Here is an 18,263-nt window from a genome sequence, read left to right as displayed (position 1 = left end):
GGCCGACCGAGCCGCACCCCGTCAGCGTCGCCGGGCCACCGCGGTCCATGGCGCCTGCCCACATCCCCGACCAGTTTGGGGGCAGGCGCCTTTCGCGTTTCCCGGGGGCGGCCGGGTCCGTCAGTCGGCGGGGAAGAGGACGGGGTGGCCGGCGAGGTTGAGGACCACCCGGTTCCCCGGGGGGCCGGTGAGCCGGAACCGGGCCTCCCGCCCGGCGCCGTTCGGTTCGCAGTCGGTCGGCCGGCCGTCGGTGCGGCCGATCAGCACCAGGACGTCGGCGGTCCCGTACACCGCGCCCGGCAGCGGACCGGCGCAGTTCCCGGGGTACAGCAGGGCCCACAGCTCCTGTTCGTCGGTACCGCGACCGGCGTACCAGAGGTCCGTGACGCCTTCGGGGAGGTCCTTGTCCTCGACGGTGCGGGGGCCGGGGGGCTCCTGCGACTCCACGGCCGCGACCGCGTAGGGCTCGTCGAGCCCGGCGAACACGAACTCCCAGACCGGGACCGTCGCCGTCCCGCGGCTGGTGCTCTGGGGCCGGGTCGCGGGCCGGACGGCGGTGACGGTGAGCACGGTGTCGCAGGGCTCCCTGGTGCAGGGGCTGTCGCGGTAGCGGACGAGTTGCTCGTAGGCGGCGCGCGGGTCGGTCAGCGGCAGGGCCTGGGAGGTCCCGTCCGGGAAGGAGACCGTCCCCGGGCCGGAGAACGGGGGGAAGTCGGCCTCCAGGTCGATCCGGTCGCCGAGGAAGGCCGCGAACGCGCCGTCGTTCCCGGTGAAGTCCCGCGGCAGCCAGCTCTGTCCGTTCAGCCGGGCGTAGTAGCCGGTGTGCCAGATCCGGTCGGACTCGGAGCCGGGCCAGGCCCGTGCCACCTGGCGGGCCCGCTCCAGGGCCCCGGCGGGGACCGGGGGGCCGCCGCGCCCCGCACGGGCGGGGACCGGGGCGGCGGGCCCGGGGGAGGAGTCACCGGGGACGGTGAGGACGGCGAGCGCGGCGAGCAGGACCACGGCGGCGGGAAGTCGTCTCAGCACACGGTGGGGGACGCCCGGGGGCCCGCGCGAGTTGCGACAACTGCGCCGGATTCTGGCTGAGTTGCATCGCCCCCGGGCGGCTTCGGGGCGCCCGGCGGGGGGTTGGGGATGTCCATGGCGACGGCGGGGGACTAGAGTGCGTTCGGGGAGCTACGAGTCGGCTACCGCGCGTATCCGGACGGTGGTCGTCCGGGCGGTCACGGCGGGAGCCGGCGGCTCCACCGAGGGTGTTCCGAGGACTGTTGTTTGTCGGTCCCTGATGGAAGACTGCGGCCGGAGGCCGGGGGGCTGCGCGAGGTGCGGAGGGTGAGGCGATGGGTGCGACGCAGGCGGGTGGCGGTGCCACGGTGCGGCGTCTGCTGCTGGGGTCGCAGCTGCGAAGGCTCCGGGAGGCCAGGGGTGTCAGCCGGGAGGAGGCCGGCTACTCGATCCGGGCCTCCGAGTCGAAGATCAGCCGGATGGAGCTCGGCCGGGTCGGCTTCAAGGAGCGCGACGTCGCCGACCTGCTGACGCTGTACGGGGTCGACGCCGAGCAGGAGCGGGCCTCGGTGCTGGGGCTGGTGCGGGCGGCCAACGCGACGTCCTGGTGGCACGGGTACGGGGACGTCCTGCCGGGCTGGTTCCAGAACTACCTGGGACTGGAGGAGGCCGCCACCGAGATCCGCAGCTACGAGGTGCAGTTCGTCCACGGGCTGCTGCAGACCGCCGACTACGCCCGGGCCGTGATCACCCACGGCGGGCACGTCACCGAGCCGGCCGAGATCGAGCGCCGGGTGGAGGTGCGGCTCAAGCGCCAGGAGGTGCTGACCGCCGCGCGGGCGCCGCGGCTGGTCGCGGTGCTGGACGAGGCCGTGCTGCGCCGGCCCTGGGGCGGGCCGGAGCTGATGCGGGCGCAGGTCGACCGGCTGCTGGAGCTGACCGAGCTGCCGAACGTGGAGCTGCAGGTGATGCCGCTGGGCTTCGGCGGGCTGCGCGCCGAGGGCGGGGCCTTCTCGGTGCTGGCCTTCGACGAGCAGGAGCTGCCGGACATCGTGTACCTGGAGCAGTTCACCACCGCCCTGTACCTGGACAAGCCGGCGGAGGTCGCCGAATACGCCGGCGCGATGGACGGTCTGGTGGCGGACAGCCTCTCCCCCGAGCGGACACGAGAACTTCTTCGCTCCGTACGCCAAGAACTCTGACGGATAAGTACGATGAGGCCCGATCAGATCTGATCGCGAACGACCGCGAACGGTGTTCGTGCGTTCCCGTAGGCATGAGAGGGATCAGATGTCGTACCTTTCCGAGTTGGCGCTGCAGTACATCGACGGTGAGTGGCGCGAGGGCAGCGGCTCCTGGGACATCGTCGATGTCGACCCCTTCACCGGTGACAAGCTCGCCGCCATCACCGTCGCCACCGTCGAGGAGGTCGACCAGGCCTACCGGGCGGCGGCGCAGGCGCAGCAGGAGTGGGCGGCCACCAACCCCTACACCCGCCGGCTGGTCTTCGAGCGCGCGCTGCGGATCCTGGAGGACCGCGAGCAGGAGATCACCCGCGACATCATGGCCGAGCTCGGCGGCACCGCCGTCAAGGCCTGGTTCGAGCTCTCGCTCACCAAGGACATGCTGCGCGAGGCGATGCAGCTGTCGCTGCGCGCCGAGGGCCGGCTGCTGCCCTCCCCGGTGGACGGCAAGGAGAACCGGCTCTACCGGCTGCCGGTGGGCGTCGTCGGCGTGATCAGCCCGTTCAACTTCCCGCTGTTCCTGTCGATGAAGGCGGTCGCCCCGGCGCTGGCGCTCGGCAACGGCGTGGTGCTCAAGCCGCACCAGGAGACCCCGGTGGTCGGCGGCACCCTGATCGCCAAGATCTTCGAGGAGGCGGGCCTGCCGGCCGGTCTGCTGAACGTCGTGGTCACCGACATCGCCGAGATCGGCGACGCGTTCATCGAGCACCCGATCCCCAAGGTGATCTCCTTCACCGGCTCCGACAAGGTCGGCCGGCACGTCGCCACCGTGGCCGCCTCGCACTTCAAGCGGACCGTGCTGGAGCTGGGCGGCAACAGCGCGCTGATCGTGCTGGACGACGCCGACGTCGACTACGCGGTGGACGCGGCCGTCTTCAGCCGCTTCGTGCACCAGGGCCAGGTCTGCATGGCCGCCAACCGGGTCCTGGTCGACCGCGCGGTGGCCGAGGAGTTCACCCGCAAGTTCGTCGCCAAGGTCGCGGGCCTGAAGGTCGGCGACCCCCGGGACCCGGCCACCCACATCGGCCCGCTGATCAACCCCGTCCAGGCCGACGGCCTCACCGCGCAGGTCGACCAGGCGATCGCCGCCGGCGCCACGGCGCTGCTGCGCGGCACCACCACCGGCAGCCTGATGGAGCCCGTGGTGCTCGGCGACCTGCCGGCCGACGCGCCGATCCTGCGGCGCGAGCTGTTCGGGCCGGTCGTGCTCCTGGTGCCGTTCGACGGCGAGGACGAGGCGGTGCGGATCGCCAACGACACCCCGTTCGGGCTCAGCGGCGCCGTGCACACCGCCGACGTGGAGCGCGGCGTGCGGGTCGCCCGGCGGATCGAGACCGGCATGATCCACGTCAACGACGGGACCATCGCGGACGAGCCGGTGGTGCCGTTCGGCGGCGAGAAGAGCTCGGGCGTGGGCCGGCTGAACGGCGAGTCCACGGTCGACGCGTTCACCACGGTGAAGTGGATCTCGATCCAGCACGGGCGCAGCCGCTTCCCGTTCTGACCGCTCCGCGGACCGCTCGGGCACCCGGCCGTTCCCCTTCGTGCCGGAGGGGACGGCCGGGTTCCGGTTGCCGGCGGGGGCTGCCCTATGCTGCGCCTGTCGGATCGTAGGGGGACTGTGTTCGACCGTGTTTGACCGGAACGGATCGAAGGGGTGGCAGGGGTGACCGGGTTTCAGGACATCGGCCGGGAGTGGCTCGTCGGCGACGGGGGCGACGAGGTACGGCCGCCCGCCGACCTGCGCCCCGAGATGCCGCACCCCGCCCGGATGTACGACTACTACATCGGCGGCAAGGACAACTTCCCGGCCGACCGCGAGGCCGCGGAGCGGGTGCTCGCGATCAGCCCGATGGTGCGGCTCAGCGCGCTGGCCAACCGGGCCTTCCTCGGCCGCGCGGTGCGCCACCTCGCGGGCGAGGGCATCCGGCGGTTCGTCGACATCGGCACCGGCATCCCCAGCGCCGGGAACACCCACGAGGTCGCCCAGCGGGTGCGGCCGGACGCGCGGGTGGTCTACCTCGACAACGACCCGATCGTGCTGGTGCACGGCCGCGCCCTGCTGAGCGGCACCACCCCGGAGAGCACCTCGGTGGTCCAGGCCGACCTGCGCGACCCGGCCGCGATCCTGGCCACCCCCGAGGTCCGGCGGGCGCTGGACTCCGGCGAGCCGGTGGCGCTGCTGCTCGTCGCCGTCCTGCACTTCATCGACGAGCAGGACGATCCGTACGGCATCGTGCGCACCCTGGTGGACGCCCTGCCGTCCGGCAGCCGCCTCGTCCTGTCGCACGGCACCCTCGACTTCACCCCGACCGCCGACGCCGGCCGCGGCCCCGCCGTCTACCGCAACGCCTCCGCCCAGCTGACCATGCGCAGCCGCGAGCAGGTGCTGCGCTTCTTCGACGGCCTCCACCTCATGGCCCCCGGCCTGGTCACCGCCCCTCTCTGGCGCCCCGACACCCCCGAGCAGCCGACCGACTCCCAGATCGGCATCTGGGCCGCCGTCGCCGAGAAGTCCTAGCCGGCGGCGGGGTGGCGGAGCAGGCCGGCGGTCGCGAGCTCGAAGGAGAACGGGGCCGGAACGGGCACGCCGTCCCCGGACTTCCCGGTCCAGTGCCGGTGGTAGGTGCCGCCGTCCGGTCGTCACCGGAGACCTCGATCTTCCAGCCCGACGGCGGGGTCGGGCTCTGCGCGTAGGCCAGAAGTCGGGTGTTCCGTCCGGGAGCGTGGGAGCCGGTCATGAGGCCATCCTCTCGCCGGCGGGCCCGTGTTCCAGGTAGTTCGTGGTCCGAATTGTCCTGTTAGGCTGGGTGGGTGGACAAGAGCGAGGGTGACGGGATCGGAGTGGTGGGGGCGCTCGTGCGGGCGGCGTTCCTGGTGGACGCGGTGTATGCCGAGGCGGCGCGGGAGCAGGGGCTGACTCCGCAGCAGGGGCAGCTGCTGTGCGTGCTGATGGGGCGGCCGTACGTGATGGGGGAGCTCGGCGGGGTGCTGCGGCTGGCCAAGTCGAGCCTGACCGGGCTGGTGGACCGCAGTGAGCGCAACGGGCTGGTGCGGCGGGAGAGTTGCGAGGCGGACGCGCGGGCGGTGCGGGTCGTGCTGACGGAGGAGGGGGCCGTGCTGGCGGAGCGCTTCCACACCGAGACCTGCCGGCGGATCGACGGGCTGCCGTCCGGGCTCTCGGTGACGGAGCGGGAGGTGCTGGCCGGGCTGCTCGGGCGGGTGGTGCTGGACAACGAGACGCCGCCGGTCTTCGGCGAGCCGGGCTGATTCCCGCGGGCAGGGGTTGCAGTTCGCAGCGCGAACTAATATGTTCGTAGCGCGAACTGCAGCTCTTTTCTGCTTTGGGGGCAAGAGAACATGAGTCGTACCGTTGTCGTGGTCGGTGGGGGCTACGGAGGATCCGCGGTCGCCAAGGCGCTGGACGCCGAGGCCGACGTCGTCCTCGTCGACCCGCGCGACGCCTTCGTCAACGCCGCCGGATCGCTGCGGGCCCTGGCCCGGCCCGACTGGGCGGACAACATCTTCTTCCCGTACGAGACCCTGCTCGCCCGCGGCGCGGTGGTCCGCGACCGGGTGGTCTCGGCCGACCCGGGCGGCGTCACCCTCGCCTCCGGGCGGCGCGTGGACGCCGACTACCTGGTCCTCGCCACCGGTTCCGGCTACGCCTACCCCGCCAAGCCGGTCGCCGACTCCCGGGCCGAGGCGCTGGACCACCTGCGCGCCACCCACAAGGAACTCGCCGGCGCCGACCGGGTGCTGATCACCGGCGCCGGGCCGGTCGGGCTGGAACTGGCCGGGGAGATCAAGGACGTCTGGCCGCGGAAGCAGGTGACCGTGGTGGACCCGGTCGACCGGCTGCTGCCCGCCCTGCTGCCCGAGCTGCGCGAGGAACTGCACCGCCAGCTGGACGCCCTGGGCGTCACCCTGCGGCTCGGTGCCCGCCTGGCCGCCGACCCCGCCGTCGAGCCGGGCCGGGCCGCCACTTTCACCGTCGCGCTGGACAGCGGCGAGGAGCTCACCGCCGACCTCTGGTTCCGCGCCCACGGCGTGCGGATCAACAGCGACTACCTCGCCGACGGCCGGCTCGTCGAGCGCACCGCCCGGGGGCAGGTCCGGGTCACCGACACGCTCGCCCTGGACGCCCACCCGCACGTCTACGCGGTCGGCGACCTCACCGCCATCGAGGAGCCCAAGATGGCCGGCATCGCGCTCCAGCACGCCGAGGTGGTCGCCAAGAACATCGCCGCCCAGCTGCGCGGCGAGCCGGCCGGGGAGCGCTACGCGCCCCCGGCCGCCCCCTTCATGCTGGTGCCGCTCGGTCCGCGCGGTGGCGTCGGCCAACTGCCAGGCCCCGACGGCCCGGTGATGGCGTCGACGGAGGCCGTCGTGGAGTACAAGGGGACCGACCTGTTCACCGGCCGGTTCGCCGAACTCTTCGGCACGGCCTGAGCATCCGGAACGGAGGAGGGGCAACGATGGGCACCGAGCACCAGGGCGTCGTCTTCGGATTCGGCGCGCCGGGCGACCTCGCCGACACCGGACGGCTGCTGAGCGTCGTCCGGCAGGCCGACCGCGACGGGCTGGACCACTTCTCGCTGTCGGACCACCCCTACCTCGGCGGGCGGGTGGACGCCTACGCCGCGCTCGGCTTCCTGCTCGGGCGCACCGAGCGGATCAGCGGCTTCGCCAACGTCACCAACCTGCCCAGCCGGCCCGCGCCGCTGCTGGCCCGGGCGGTCACCTCGCTGTCCGCGCTCTCCGGCGGGCGGGTGGTGCTGGGCATGGGCGCCGGCGGACTCTGGGACCGGATCGCCGACCTGGGCGTCGAACGGCTCACCCCCGGCGAGGCGGTGGAGGCCTTCGAGGAGGCGATCGTCCTGGTCAAGCGGCTCTCCGGCGGCGGCGAGCCGGTCACCCACGAGGGCCGGCACTACCGGGTCCGGGGCATCGAGCCCGCGCCGGTGGCCGCGCCGCCGGTGTGGACGGGCTCCAACGGCCGCAGGTCCCTGGCCGTCACCGGCCGGGTCGCCGACGGCTGGATCCCCGGCCACGCGGCGGACTGGCTCAGCGAGCGCTACCGCACCTCGCGGCCGGTCGTCGACGAGGCGGCCGCCGCCGCCGGGCGCGACCCGCGCGAGATCCGCACCGTCTACAACCTCCCGGGCCGGATCACCGACCGCCCGCTCGCCGCGACCCGCGACGAGCGGCGGACCTGGCTCGGCGGCTCGGTGGACCAGTGGGTCGCCGAACTGACCGGCGCGGTGCTGGAGCACGGCGCGTCCGGCTTCACCCTGTTCGCCGCCGACCACGGCTCGCCGGACCCGCTCGCCCTCGGCCGCTGGGCGAACGAGATCGCCCCGGCCGTCCGCGAGGCGGTCGCGAAGGGGTAGCGGCGGGGATCGGCCGGGAGCGGCGGGGGAGCACGGCCGCCGGGGGCGGGGCCTCAGGCGGCCCGGGTCTCCCGGCGGTAGCCGCCCGGCGCCAGGCCGAATTCCCGCTTGAACGCCTTCGCGAAGGCGTACTCCGAGCCGTAGCCGGTCTTCGCCGCGACGGCGGTCAGCGGGGCCTGCGACTCGCGCAGCAGCCGGGCCGCCGTCGTCATCCGCCAGCGGGTCAGATAGGCCATCGGCGGCTCGCCGACCAGGGCGGTGAAGCGGCGGGCGAACGCCGCCCGGGAGAGTCCGGCCCGGGCGGCGAGCGACTCCACCGTCCACGCCGTGGACGGCGACTCGTGGATCGCGGTCAGCGCCGGGGCCACCGCCGAGTCGCCGAGCGCCGCCGCCCAGCCCGCCGCGGTGGCGGGCGGCTGCTCCTCGAACCACGCCCGCAGGATGTATAGCAGCAGCGAGTCGATCAGCGCCGGGACGATGCCCGCCGAACCGATCCGGGGGTTCTCCAGCTCGGCGCCCAGCAGCTGGACGGCCGCGCTCAGCTCCGGGTGCCGGCCGTGCCGGGTCTGCAGGTGGACGATCTCCGGCAGCTGCCGCACCAGCGGGTGCGGGCGGGCCTGGTCGAGGTGGTAGTTGCCGCACAGCAGGCTGGTGCGCGGCCCGTCCCCGCCGACGGAGACGGTGCCGATCGGCAGGCCCGGCCGGAACTGCGAGGGCTGCTCGGGGACGGCCGGGGTGTGCGGGTGGTCGGCGAGGATGTGGCCGCGGCCGTCGCGCAGGAACACCACGTCGCCCGGGCTGAGCGCGACCGGCGCGGCCCCCTCCTCCAGCGGCACCAGCCAGCACGTCCCGTACAGCACCACGTGGAACCCGGCGCCGGCGACCCGGGGCAGCCGCAGCCCCCACGGTGCCCGCCCCTCGGTGCGCACCGAGGCCGGCTGCCCCGTGCGCATCGAACCCAGTGCCTCGGTCAGGATGTCCACGTGCGCTCCCCGTCCGCCGTCCGCCGCCTGCCGTCCCCGTGAACCCTACGGCTCAGGCGACGGTCAGGACGATCTTGCCCTGGGTGCGGCCGGTGGCGATCAGCTCGTGCGCCTTGCCGGCCTCCTCCAGCGGGAAGGTCTCGGCGATGTGCGGACGGATCCGGCCCTCGTCGACCAGCCGGGCGATCGCCTCCAGCGAGGCGTAGTCCGGCTCCACCGAGATGCCCGCGAACCGGCGCCCGGCGCCCTCGACCTCGGCGGCCAGCGCGGTGTTCCAGTGCTCCATGATCGAGACCAGCACGCCGCCCTCGGGCAGCACCTCCAGCGAGGCGGTGCCCTGCGAGGACGAGTCGAACACCACGTCCACCCGGCCGGCCCGCGCCAGGAAGCCCTCCTCGCGGTGGTCGAGCACCTCGTCGGCGCCCAGCGAGCGCACGAAGTCGTGCTTCGGACCGCTCGCCAGCGCGACCACGTGCGCGCCGCGGGCCTTGGCGATCTGCACGGCGAGGTGGCCGACGCCGCCCGCCGCCCGGTGGATCAGCACCCGCTGCCCCTCGGCCAGTTGCGCCGCGTCCACCAGGCCCTGCCAGGCGGTCAGCGCGGCCAGCGGCAGCGCGGCGGCCTGCACGTGGTCCAGCGCGGCGGGCTTGCGGGCCACCTGGCGGGAGGGCACCGCGACGTACTCGGCGTAGCCGGTGGCGGCGCGCGGGAAGAACGGCATGCCGAACACCTCGTCGCCGACCCGGAACCGGGCGCCCGGCCCGGCCTCCTCGACCACGCCGGAGATGTCCCAGCCGACCCCGAACGGCGGCTCGCCGAGCAGCGGGTAGACACCCGAACGGACCGCCGCGTCCACCGGGTTGACGCCGCTGGCGTGGACGCGGACCAGGACCTCGCCGCCGCGCGGGGCGGGCCGCTCGGCCTCGACGACCTCCAGGACCTCGGGGCCGCCGAAGGTCTGCTGGACGACTGCGCGCATGGAACTGCTCCTTCTCGGAACGGGGGATTCTCGGTGACGTGATCAACGGTAGGCAGGCCCGGCGCGCGGCTGAATATCCCGCTGTCTCGGGAAGATGTCCCAGCGTCTCGCCGGCCGGTCGCCCCGGCGGGGGAGCGGTCCGGGTGGACCCTCCCACGGGGGGAGGGTCCACCATGGGCCCGTGCGAGACCAGGACGACTTCCTCACCATCGGGCGCTTCGCCCGCCTCTGCCGGCTGAGCGTCAAACAGCTCCGCCACTACGACGACAGCGGACTGCTGCCCCCGGCCCGGGTCGACCCCGCCACCGGCTACCGCTACTACGCCCCCGCCCAGGCCCGCGACGCGCTCACCGTCGCCCTGCTGCGCGAACTCGACGTACCGCTCGCGGTGATCGCCGCGACCCTGGCGGCCGGCGAGCCGGAGCGGGCCCGGCTGCTGCGCGCCGAACGCGACCGGGTGGCCGAGCGGATCAGCCGCGACCGGGCCCGCCTGGAGCTGCTGGAACGCCTCGCGGACGGCGGCGGGCTGCCCGGGTACGAGATCACCCTCGGCCGGGAGCCGCGGCGGCGGCTCGCCGTGGTGCGGGCGGTGGCCGGGCCGGGCGAGCTGGCGGAGCGGACCGGCGCGTGCGTCGGCCGGCTGCTGGCGGGGCTGGACGGCACGCCGTGGCGGCCGCCGCTGTGGGGGCTGTTCCCGCTGGACCTCGGGGAGGGCATGCGGATCGCGGTCGGCGCGGAGACGGCCGGGGCGGCCGGCGCCGGCGAGGTGGCCGCGGTGGCCGGCCTGGAGTGGGAGGTGCTGCCCGGCGGGCCGGTGGTGGAGACGGTCCACCACGGCCCGTACGCCCAACTGCCGCTCGCCTACAACGCCTTGATGGCCGCCGTGCACGAGCGCGGGCTGCGGCCGCTGGCGCCGGTGCGCGAGGCGTACCTGGTCGGACCGGGGGAGGCCCCGGCGGAGGAGTGGACGACCCGGCTGGTCGTCCGGGTCGAGGAGACGGCGGAGGTCGGGGCGTGAACACGCAGCCACTGGGCGGCATGCACTGCGAGACGACGGCGCTCGGCGTGCTGCTGCGCCACGAGGGCGTCGAGCTGTCCGAGCCGATGCTGTTCGGGCTCGGTGCCGGACTCTCGTTCGTCTACTGGGACGGCAAGGGCCTGGACTTCCCGTTCCTCGGCGGCCGGGTCAAGCCCTTCGAGCTGACCCGCACCCTGGCCGCCCGGCTCGGGCTGGAGCTGGACGTCCGGGAGACCGGCTCCGCCCGCCGGGCCTGGCGGAACGTGGCCGCCGAACTGGACGCCGGGCGCCCGGTCGGGCTCCAACTGGACAGCTACCACCTGGAGTACTTCACCTCCCGGGTGCACTTCGGCGGGCACATGGTCGCGATCTGCGGCTACGACGCCCTCCGGGCGCACCTGGTGGACACCGCGCAGCAGGGCGGGGCGGTCACCACCAGCCTCGCCTCGCTCGCCGCGGCGCGCGCCGAACGCGGCCCGATGACCGCCCGCAACCGCTCCTTCACGCTCACCCGGCGCGCCGAACTCCCGGACGTGCGGGGGCTGGTGGCGCCGGCCATGGCCGAGTGCGCGAAGGCCTTCCTGCACCCGCCGATCGCCAACCTCGGCCACCGGGGGATCGGGAAGGCCGCCGCCCTGGTGCCGGGCTGGCTGACCCGCGCCGAACATCCCGAGCGCCAACTCCCGCAGGCCGCCCGGATGATGGAACTCGCCGGCACCGGCGGCGCGCTGTTCCGCAACCTCTACCGGGACTTCCTCGGCGAGTGCGCCGACCTGCTCGACGACCCCCGGGTCCGCACCGCCCGCGACCACTACGCCGAGGCCGCGGCCGGCTGGACCGAGGTGGCCGAACTCGTCGCCGTCGCGGGGGAGTCGGGTGATGCGGAGCCCCTGCTCCGGGCCGGCCGGCTGCTGGACGACCTGGCCCGGCTGGAACGCGCGGCGATGGAGCAGCTGGCCGGTTCGCGGTAGCGGGCCCCTCCAGGGGCCAGGCGGCGACGGTCCGCATGCGCCCGGCCCAGAGCGTGCGCGGGAAGCGGAACAGCCCCGGGGCGCGGGCCCCGGAGCTGCTCCGGTGGTGCTGCGGCGGTCGGTCGGTCGGGTCAGAAGACCGGCTGGCCGGCGCGGACCAGGCGCCACGACTCGGTGAAGAAGTCGGCCGGGTCGATGACGCCCTTCTCCTTCACCCAGGCGATCATCGCGTTGCGGATCTCGTCCGAGTTGGCCCACACCATGGTGGCGGCCGCGACGTGCGGGAAGTTGCCGCCGCCGTTGGCGCGGTAGTTGTTGACCGCGAGGACGAACCGGGCGTTCGGGTCGATCGGCTTGCCCTCGAAGGAGAGGTTGACGATCCGCGAGCCGACCGGCTGGGCGATGTCGATGTCGTACGAGACGCCGTACACCGCGTCGTAGTTGTAGTCCGGGGTGTTCTGCGCGTTGGTCAGGGTGGCCCTGTCGACCGCCGCGCCCGGGGCGAGCTGGGCGTAGTACTTCGCCGAGAACTCCAGGTAGTCCTTGATCTGGGCGCCCGTCAGGACGCGGGCCTCCAGGGTGTTCTCGTAGATGTACAGCCCGGCCGCGTCGCGCAGCTTGACCTGGCCGGACGGGATCTTCGCGGTGCGGTTGAACGGCGCGGCCTGGGCGAGCACCGGCAGCCCGGCGTACTGGCCGCCGGCCAGCGCGGCGCGGACCACGTCGGCCTGCACCCTGCCGATCAGGTCGATGATCGGGGTGTCCCGGAACGGCGCCTCGGCGATGGACAGCTCGATCTTGGCGGTGCCGATGACCTGGTTGACGTAGTCGACGACCTTCTTGTGCTGCTCGGTCATCAGGTCGACGATCTCCGGGTCCTCCGGGACGGTGTTGGAGTTCAGCACCCGGGAGGAGAGCGAGACGACCTTCCACGCGCCCTTGTCGAACTCGACCTCGAAGTCGAAGCAGGTCAGGCGCTGGCCCCAGCACAGCGGCTCGGAGAGCACGACGGTCCTGCCGGTCTCCTTGTTGGCGACCAGGCGCTGCGGGATCTCCTTGTGGGCGTGGCCCACCAGGACGGCGTCGATGCCGGGCACCTGCTCGGCCAGCGCCACCGAGGCGTTCTCCGGCCAGGGCAGCTGGTCGCCGTAGGAGGTGGCCTCGTCCGTGCCGGAGTGGCAGGCCACCACGACGACGTCCGCGCCGGCCGCCTTGACCTTCGGCACCCAGGTCTTCGCGGTCTCGACGATGCCGGGGAAGGTCATCCTGCCGGCCACGTTGGCCTTGTCCCAGATCGCGATGCCCGGGTTGGTCAGGCCGACGATGCCGACCTTCAGGGCCGGGCCGTTGCCCAGCTTCAGCTTGCGGATCACGTACGGCGGGAAGGCCGGCTTGTCGTTGCGGGCGTTCAGCGCGTTGGCGCCCAGCAGCGGGAAGTCCAGCTGCTCCTCGTAGGCGCGCAGGGTGTCGATGCCGTAGTTGAACTCGTGGTTGCCGAGCGCGGCGGCGGTGTACTCCATGGTGTTCATGGCGAGCGCCATCGGGTGCTCGGGCGCGGTGTCGGCCTCGGTGGCGATCGGCTCGACCCGGGCGTAGTAGTACGTCAGCTGGGTGCCCTGGATGGTGTCGCCGGCGTCGATGAGCAGGCAGCGGTCCCAGCCCTTCTCCTCGCGCACCTGCTTGGCGAGCGTGGAGATCTTGGCGAGGCCGACCTCGTTGTGCGCCTTGTCGGCGTAGACCGCGTCGGTGAAGTAGTCCCAGTTGAGCACCCGGCCGTGCAGGTCGGTGGTGCCCATCACGGTGAAGGCCTGGCGCTTGGTCCGGCCCTTGGCGCGGGCCTCGTCCGGTCCGGCCGCCGCGGCGGGGGTGGCGGCGGCGAGGGCGGCGCTGCTCGCGAGGGCGGCGCCGGCGGCGGTGGCGGCGGACCGGGTGACGAAGTCACGGCGGTTCAGGGGCATGGGACGACTCTCCAGGTGGGGCTACGGAAGGGACCTCGGTGACGCGCGTAGAAGTACGCGCGTAGAAGTGTGCCGTGCGCCCACGTCGATGGATAGCCCCCGGATCTGTCCAACGGGTGAGATCTTGGCGACTCGCTCATGACGCGGGCGGGCAGGTGCTGTACCCCTCGCACCCTGCCCGCCCGGTGTCCTGGTGACTGCTTAGATGTACCCCTCGCGGACCGCGTGGGCCACCGCGTGCGCCCGGTTGCGCAACTGCAGGCGGGTGGTCAGACCGTGCAGCACGTTCTTGACGGTCCGTTCCGAGTACGACAGCCGGGCCGCGATCTCCCCGGTGTCCCACCCCTCCGCGACCAGCCGCAGCACGTCCGACTCCCGCTCCGACAGGCCCGCCGGAGCCTGCCCCGGCATCCCCTGCACGGACCGCTGCAGACGGCCCACCTGGGCGATCAGCCGCCCCTGAAGGTCCGCCGGCAGGTCGCCGTCGCCGCGGGCCGCGGCCAGCACCGCCCGGCCCAGCCGCTCCGGCGTCGCCTCCCGGCGCCACAGGATCGCGGCCACGCCGCACTCGACGGCCTCCATCAGCTCGGTCTCGCGCAGCCGCTCGACCACCAGCACCACCCGCTGCCCGGCGCCGCGCACCAGCCGGCGCAGTGCCGCCGTCGCGGCCGCGTCGGCGGACTCGGCGACCAGCACGGTGACCGTGCCCGGCGTGGCCGCACCCGTCGGGTCCACCACCGCGACCCCGGGGAAGCGGCGCAGCTGCGCCTCCGCGCCCGCCCGGGAGAGCGGATCGGCGGCCTGGACGGCGACCGGCACCGTCGAGGTGCGGGCCGCCGAGGCGCCCGCCGGCCGGGTCGCCCCCGCCGCGGCGCGCGCCGCGACGGCCGGCGCCTGGGGGTGCGTGGCCGCGACCGCGGCCGCGCCCGGCGCCTGACCGGCCACGGCGACCGCACGGGACGCCACCGGGCGCTGCGGCGGAACGGTGCGCGTGGCGGATACCGAAGCCCGTACCGCCGTGCCGCGGCGGTCGTACTCGGTGTGCAGAACAGTCAAATCTGGCCCCCTCCTGGGAGAAGCCGGCCCGGCCACCCGGCGGACCCCGAACCCCGGGGCATCACGCCCCGTCCGGGAGCAGGCCGTTTCGACGGCGATCCGGGAGCGCTGCCCATGCCCCGGAAACTGCCTCCATGTTTCCCGCCGGGGCAGCCTCCCGGCCATCGTGGTCCACCACGAGATCGGGCCCGCCGGGCAGTCCCCGCCGACCGGCGGGGGCAACGCATCGGGGCCCCCAGGTGGTCATAGGGGTCGCGGACCTGCCCGTGCGGCGGCCTCACGGCGCCCGGACGGGCCGTTCCGCGCGATCACACCGGTCCCCCGGGGACCGTCGCGTCACGGCGAGAACCGGACTCACCGGTAACGCGTGGTTAGCACGTCAAGCCGATTTCCCGGTACAACGGCGGATACTGCCCCTTCGGACACCGCCCGGCGGCCGGGAAGGGCAGAAGGGGACAGAGGGGAAACCGGGGATGCGCACCACCACGTCCACCCACCTCGCGGAACGCGAACCACAGCTGCGGCAGATCGCCGACCGGGCCGACGCCGCCCGCGGCGGCACCGGCCACGTGCTGCTGATCACCGGCGCCACCGGCACCGGCCGCACCGCGCTGCTCGCCGAGGCCGTCCGCCGCGCCGCCGCCGACGGCACCACCGTGCTGCGCGCCCGCTGCTCCGCCGAGGAGACCGCCACCCCCTGGGCGGCCGCCCGCCAGCTCTTCGACACCGGCCCCACCCCCGCCGGCCCCTACGGCCCCGCCTCCTGGAGCACCCCGCCGGCCGCGACCCCCGCCCCGGACGGCGCCGCCGCCCCCGACAGCGCCGAGGCCACCCTCTGGTCCCTGCTCCGCCTGCACGGCACCCACCACCCGCTGCTGCTCGCCGTCGACGACATCCACCTCGCCGACGAGGCCTCCCGCCGCTGGCTGCGCCAGGTCGCCCGCCGCATCGACCGGCTGCCCGCCCTGCTGATCGCCACCGAACACCGGCAGGCCACCCTCGACACCCCGCGCGACCGCTTCGCCCGCGACCTGACGCCCGACCTCGCCACCACCCTGCGGCTCGCCCCGCTCGGCACCCCCGCCGCCGTCCGGATCGCCCGCCACCGGCTCGGGCCCGACGCGCCCCTCGGACTGGCGGCCGACTGCGCCCGCGCCAGTGGCGGCAACCCGCTGCTGCTCACCGCGCTGCTCGCCGACCTCACGGCGGAGGCGGCGAACCGGGCGGCGGGGACGGACGCGGACGGTCCGCAGGAGGACGCGGTGGACGCGGGCGGCGGTGGCGCCCTGCCCGCCGCCCTGCCCGAGCAGTGCGGCACCCTGCCCGGCGGCGGCGGCGGCGCCTTCGCCGAAGCCGTCGACGCCTGGCTGCGGGGCGCCGGCGAACAGGCCGTCACCGCCGCCCGCGTCCTCGCCCGGATGCGCGAACACCCCGCCGCCGACACCGCCCCCGCCCCCGGGACCCCGCCCCTCGACCCGCTCCCGCTGCTCGCCGAACTCACCGCCGCCGACCCCGGCCGCCTCGCCGGCTGGCTCGCCCACCTCACCCTCCACCACCACCTCGACACCCCCGGCCCGGGCACCTGGCCCCGCTTCGCCCACCCCCTGCTCGCCGACGCCGTCCTCACCGGCCACGCCCCCGGCCACCGCGCCGAGGTCCACCTCGCCGCCGCCGAACACCTCCACCGCACCGGCGCTCCCGACCGGACGGTCGCCGGCCACCTCCTGCACACCCCCGCCCCCACCCCCCGCTGGGCCGCCGACACCCTGCGCCGCGCCGCCCGCCAGGCCGCCGAGGCCGATCACCCCGCCGACGCCGTGGCCCTGCTGCGCCGCGTCCTCGCCGAACCCCTGAGCGACCGCCAGCGCGGCCTGCTGCTCACCGAACTCGGCAGCCTCGAAGTCACCCTCGGCCCCGCCGAACGCACCGTCGGCCTGCGCCACCTCGCCGAAGCCGTCCACCTCCAGCACACCGACGAAGGCGTCTTCCGCGCCGCCAACACCCTCGGCGCGGTGCTCGCCACCCGGGGCGACACCCCCGCCGCCCTCGAACTCATGGACGAGCTAGCCCACCGCTTCGTCGACCAGGAGGACGTCCTGCACGCCGTCCAGGCCGCCACCGCCCAGATCGCCGCCCACGACGGCCGCAGCTGGCTCCAGGTCGTCGAAGGCGTCCAGCGCCTCGCCGCCCGCACCCCGCACCGCCTCGCCCCGCCCGCCTTCGCCCTGCTCACCGAGTTCGACGCCACCAGTGGCCTGCTCTCCGCCACCGAGGTCGCCGAACGCATCGGCGAACTCGACGCCTCACCCGTCGACCCGCTCTGCCGCTCCTACCTCCTGGTCTCCCTCGCCACCCTCTCCCAGTGGGCCGACCTCCTCGACCAGGCCGACGAGATCACCGCCCGCGGCTTCGCGGGCTACCGCGGCGGCCCCCTCGATCCCGGCTACCAGTGCCTGCTCAGCGTCCGCGCCGAGACCAGGATCATGCGCGGCGAGTACCAGGCCCTGCTCGACGACTACGCCCTCACCGCCCCCGGCCCCGCCGCCGCGCCGGCCCCGTCCGCCGGGCCGTCCGCCGCACCCCCCGCCCCGGTGCTCCTGCGCGCCACCCCCTGGGGACCGCCCGGACTGCCCCGGCTGCCCGCCCTGGTCGCCCCCGGCCACCGCGGCGGCGCCACCGCCCCCACCTGGCGCGCCGGCGCCGCGCCCGCGCCCGCCCCCGCCACCGACGACACCGCCCCCGGCCGCTACGCCGAACTCCTCGGCCAGCAGAACGCCCACCTCGTCGCCCAGAGCGTCATCGCCCTCGTCGAGACCGGCCGGCTCTGGCAGGCCCACGGCCTCGCCCGCGCCGTCGCCGCCGATCGCGCCCAGGACTCCTGGGAGTGGAACGAGTACCTCTACGCCCGGGGCCTGCTCCGGCTCGCCTCCGGCGAACCCGCCGAAGCCCTCGCCGACCTCCTCGAATGCGGCCGCCGCCAGGGCGAGCGCCAGGTCCGCAGCCCCATCGTCACCCCCTGGCGCTCCGCCGCCGCCGAATGCCACCTGCAGCTCGGCGAACCCGGCCCCGCCGTCGCCCTCGCCGAGGAGGAACTCCGGCTCGCCCGGATCTGGGGCTCCCCCCGCACCGTCGGCCGCGCCCTGCGGGCCCTGGCCGCCGCCACCGGCGGACGCCACGGCCTCGACCTCGCCGCCGAAGCCGTCCACCTGCTGCGCACCGCCGAGATCGACACCGAACTCATCCCGGCCCTCATCACCTACGGCCGCCTGCTCGCCGACGGCGGCCGCCGCGGCGCCGCCCGCCGCGCCCTGCGCGAGGCCGCCGGCCGCGCCGAACGCCTCGGTGCCGTCCGCCACCGCGCCGCCGCCCTGGAATCCCTGCGGGCCTCCGGCGCCCGCATCGGCCGCGCCGACCACGCCGGCGCCGAGGCACTCACCGACAGCGAGCTGCGCATCTGCCGCCTCGCCGCGGCCGGGCACTCCAACGCCGAGATCGCCGCCATGCTGCACCTGGCCGTGCGCACCGTCGAGACCCACCTCACCAACAGCTTCCGCAAGCTGGGGGTGCGCCGCCGCCTCGAACTGCCCGGCGTCCTGGAGGCCTGACCGGCGGCACGACGCAGCGGCCGGTCCCCGGTCACCCGGGCCGGCCGCCGC

Annotated in this window: 14 protein-coding genes; 9 read left to right on the top strand and 5 right to left on the bottom strand. The window is 74.9% G+C overall.

Features of this window, described 5'->3' with window-relative positions:
- Positions 1-120: 120 nt before the first annotated feature.
- On the bottom strand, positions 121-1,026 hold the full coding sequence (locus ABT093_RS13300) for a hypothetical protein (RefSeq protein WP_350563616.1): 906 nt from the start codon (positions 1,024-1,026) through the stop codon (positions 121-123).
- Between the two features lie 314 nt (positions 1,027-1,340).
- Here ABT093_RS13300 and ABT093_RS13295 point away from each other — a divergent pair, with 314 nt between their 5' ends.
- The 6 genes from ABT093_RS13295 to ABT093_RS13270 all read left to right on the top strand — a co-directional run bounded on the left by ABT093_RS13295 (position 1,341) and on the right by ABT093_RS13270 (position 7,642).
- Positions 1,341-2,207 (top strand): Sco1979 family transcriptional regulator, encoded by an 867-nt coding sequence (locus ABT093_RS13295; RefSeq protein ID WP_350563614.1) that lies wholly within the window; start codon positions 1,341-1,343, stop codon positions 2,205-2,207.
- Between the two features lie 88 nt (positions 2,208-2,295).
- A complete protein-coding gene (locus tag ABT093_RS13290) occupies positions 2,296-3,753 on the top strand; it encodes an aldehyde dehydrogenase family protein (protein WP_350563611.1) in 1,458 nt (485 codons plus the stop codon).
- 162 nt (positions 3,754-3,915) lie between these two features.
- On the top strand, positions 3,916-4,770 hold the full coding sequence (locus ABT093_RS13285; RefSeq protein WP_350563609.1) for an SAM-dependent methyltransferase: 855 nt from the start codon (positions 3,916-3,918) through the stop codon (positions 4,768-4,770).
- Between the two features lie 317 nt (positions 4,771-5,087).
- Positions 5,088-5,519, top strand: a complete 432-nt coding sequence (locus ABT093_RS13280; RefSeq protein ID WP_350563770.1) for a MarR family winged helix-turn-helix transcriptional regulator — start codon at positions 5,088-5,090, stop codon at positions 5,517-5,519.
- A 90-nt stretch (positions 5,520-5,609) separates the two neighbouring features.
- Complete coding sequence (locus tag ABT093_RS13275) at positions 5,610-6,701, top strand: NAD(P)/FAD-dependent oxidoreductase (protein ID WP_350563607.1); 1,092 nt, start codon at positions 5,610-5,612, stop codon at positions 6,699-6,701.
- A 26-nt stretch (positions 6,702-6,727) separates the two neighbouring features.
- On the top strand, positions 6,728-7,642 hold the full coding sequence (locus tag ABT093_RS13270; protein ID WP_350563605.1) for an LLM class flavin-dependent oxidoreductase: 915 nt from the start codon (positions 6,728-6,730) through the stop codon (positions 7,640-7,642).
- Positions 7,643-7,695: 53 nt separating this feature from the next.
- On the opposite strand, the gene ABT093_RS13265 is transcribed toward ABT093_RS13270, so the two are convergent.
- The gene (locus tag ABT093_RS13265) at positions 7,696-8,625 is read right to left on the bottom strand and encodes an AraC family transcriptional regulator (RefSeq protein ID WP_350563603.1); all 930 of its coding nucleotides are present in this window, start codon (positions 8,623-8,625) and stop codon (positions 7,696-7,698) included.
- Positions 8,626-8,677: 52 nt separating this feature from the next.
- Positions 8,678-9,604: an NADP-dependent oxidoreductase gene (locus ABT093_RS13260; protein ID WP_350563601.1), complete on the bottom strand. Its 927-nt coding sequence runs from the start codon at positions 9,602-9,604 to the stop codon at positions 8,678-8,680.
- Between the two features lie 181 nt (positions 9,605-9,785).
- On the opposite strand from ABT093_RS13260, the gene ABT093_RS13255 reads away from it, so the two are divergent.
- Both ABT093_RS13255 and ABT093_RS13250 read left to right on the top strand, forming a co-directional pair.
- The gene (locus ABT093_RS13255; protein WP_350563599.1) at positions 9,786-10,622 is read left to right on the top strand and encodes a MerR family transcriptional regulator; all 837 of its coding nucleotides are present in this window, start codon (positions 9,786-9,788) and stop codon (positions 10,620-10,622) included.
- Positions 10,623-10,642: 20 nt separating this feature from the next.
- On the top strand, positions 10,643-11,593 hold the full coding sequence (locus ABT093_RS13250; RefSeq protein WP_350563768.1) for a BtrH N-terminal domain-containing protein: 951 nt from the start codon (positions 10,643-10,645) through the stop codon (positions 11,591-11,593).
- A gap of 131 nt (positions 11,594-11,724) precedes the next feature.
- Here ABT093_RS13250 and ABT093_RS13245 read toward each other — a convergent pair whose 3' ends face one another.
- Both ABT093_RS13245 and ABT093_RS13240 read right to left on the bottom strand, forming a co-directional pair.
- Positions 11,725-13,551 (bottom strand): bifunctional metallophosphatase/5'-nucleotidase, encoded by a 1,827-nt coding sequence (locus ABT093_RS13245; protein ID WP_350563597.1) that lies wholly within the window; start codon positions 13,549-13,551, stop codon positions 11,725-11,727.
- 201 nt (positions 13,552-13,752) lie between these two features.
- Positions 13,753-14,370 (bottom strand): helix-turn-helix transcriptional regulator, encoded by a 618-nt coding sequence (locus ABT093_RS13240; protein WP_350563766.1) that lies wholly within the window; start codon positions 14,368-14,370, stop codon positions 13,753-13,755.
- A 710-nt stretch (positions 14,371-15,080) separates the two neighbouring features.
- Between ABT093_RS13240 and ABT093_RS13235 the strand changes: the two genes are divergently transcribed.
- Positions 15,081-18,212 carry a helix-turn-helix transcriptional regulator gene (locus ABT093_RS13235; protein ID WP_350563595.1) on the top strand — a complete coding sequence of 1,044 codons (3,132 nt, stop codon included), beginning with the start codon at positions 15,081-15,083 and terminating at the stop codon, positions 18,210-18,212.
- Positions 18,213-18,263 lie beyond the last annotated feature (51 nt).

Source organism: Kitasatospora sp. NPDC002551 (genome assembly GCF_040296005.1).
In the GTDB taxonomy this organism is placed as follows: domain Bacteria; phylum Actinomycetota; class Actinomycetes; order Streptomycetales; family Streptomycetaceae; genus Kitasatospora.
The sequence above is the reverse complement of the archived record's forward strand: the minus strand, read 5'-3'. Positions and strand labels throughout refer to the sequence as shown.

Excerpts from the sequence above, each read along its gene's own strand:
- ABT093_RS13290 (WP_350563611.1), top strand. The coding sequence starts at position 2,296 with ATGTCGTACCTTTCCGAGTTGGCGCTGCAGTACATCGACGGTGAGTGG.
- ABT093_RS13295 (WP_350563614.1), top strand. The coding sequence starts at position 1,341 with ATGGGTGCGACGCAGGCGGGTGGCGGTGCCACGGTGCGGCGTCTGCTG.
- ABT093_RS13260 (WP_350563601.1), bottom strand. The coding sequence starts at position 9,604 with ATGCGCGCAGTCGTCCAGCAGACCTTCGGCGGCCCCGAGGTCCTGGAG.
- ABT093_RS13245 (WP_350563597.1), bottom strand. The coding sequence starts at position 13,551 with ATGCCCCTGAACCGCCGTGACTTCGTCACCCGGTCCGCCGCCACCGCC.
- ABT093_RS13275 (WP_350563607.1), top strand. The coding sequence starts at position 5,610 with ATGAGTCGTACCGTTGTCGTGGTCGGTGGGGGCTACGGAGGATCCGCG.
- ABT093_RS13270 (WP_350563605.1), top strand. The coding sequence starts at position 6,728 with ATGGGCACCGAGCACCAGGGCGTCGTCTTCGGATTCGGCGCGCCGGGC.
- ABT093_RS13250 (WP_350563768.1), top strand. The coding sequence starts at position 10,643 with ATGCACTGCGAGACGACGGCGCTCGGCGTGCTGCTGCGCCACGAGGGC.
- ABT093_RS13235 (WP_350563595.1), top strand. The coding sequence starts at position 15,081 with ATGCGCACCACCACGTCCACCCACCTCGCGGAACGCGAACCACAGCTG.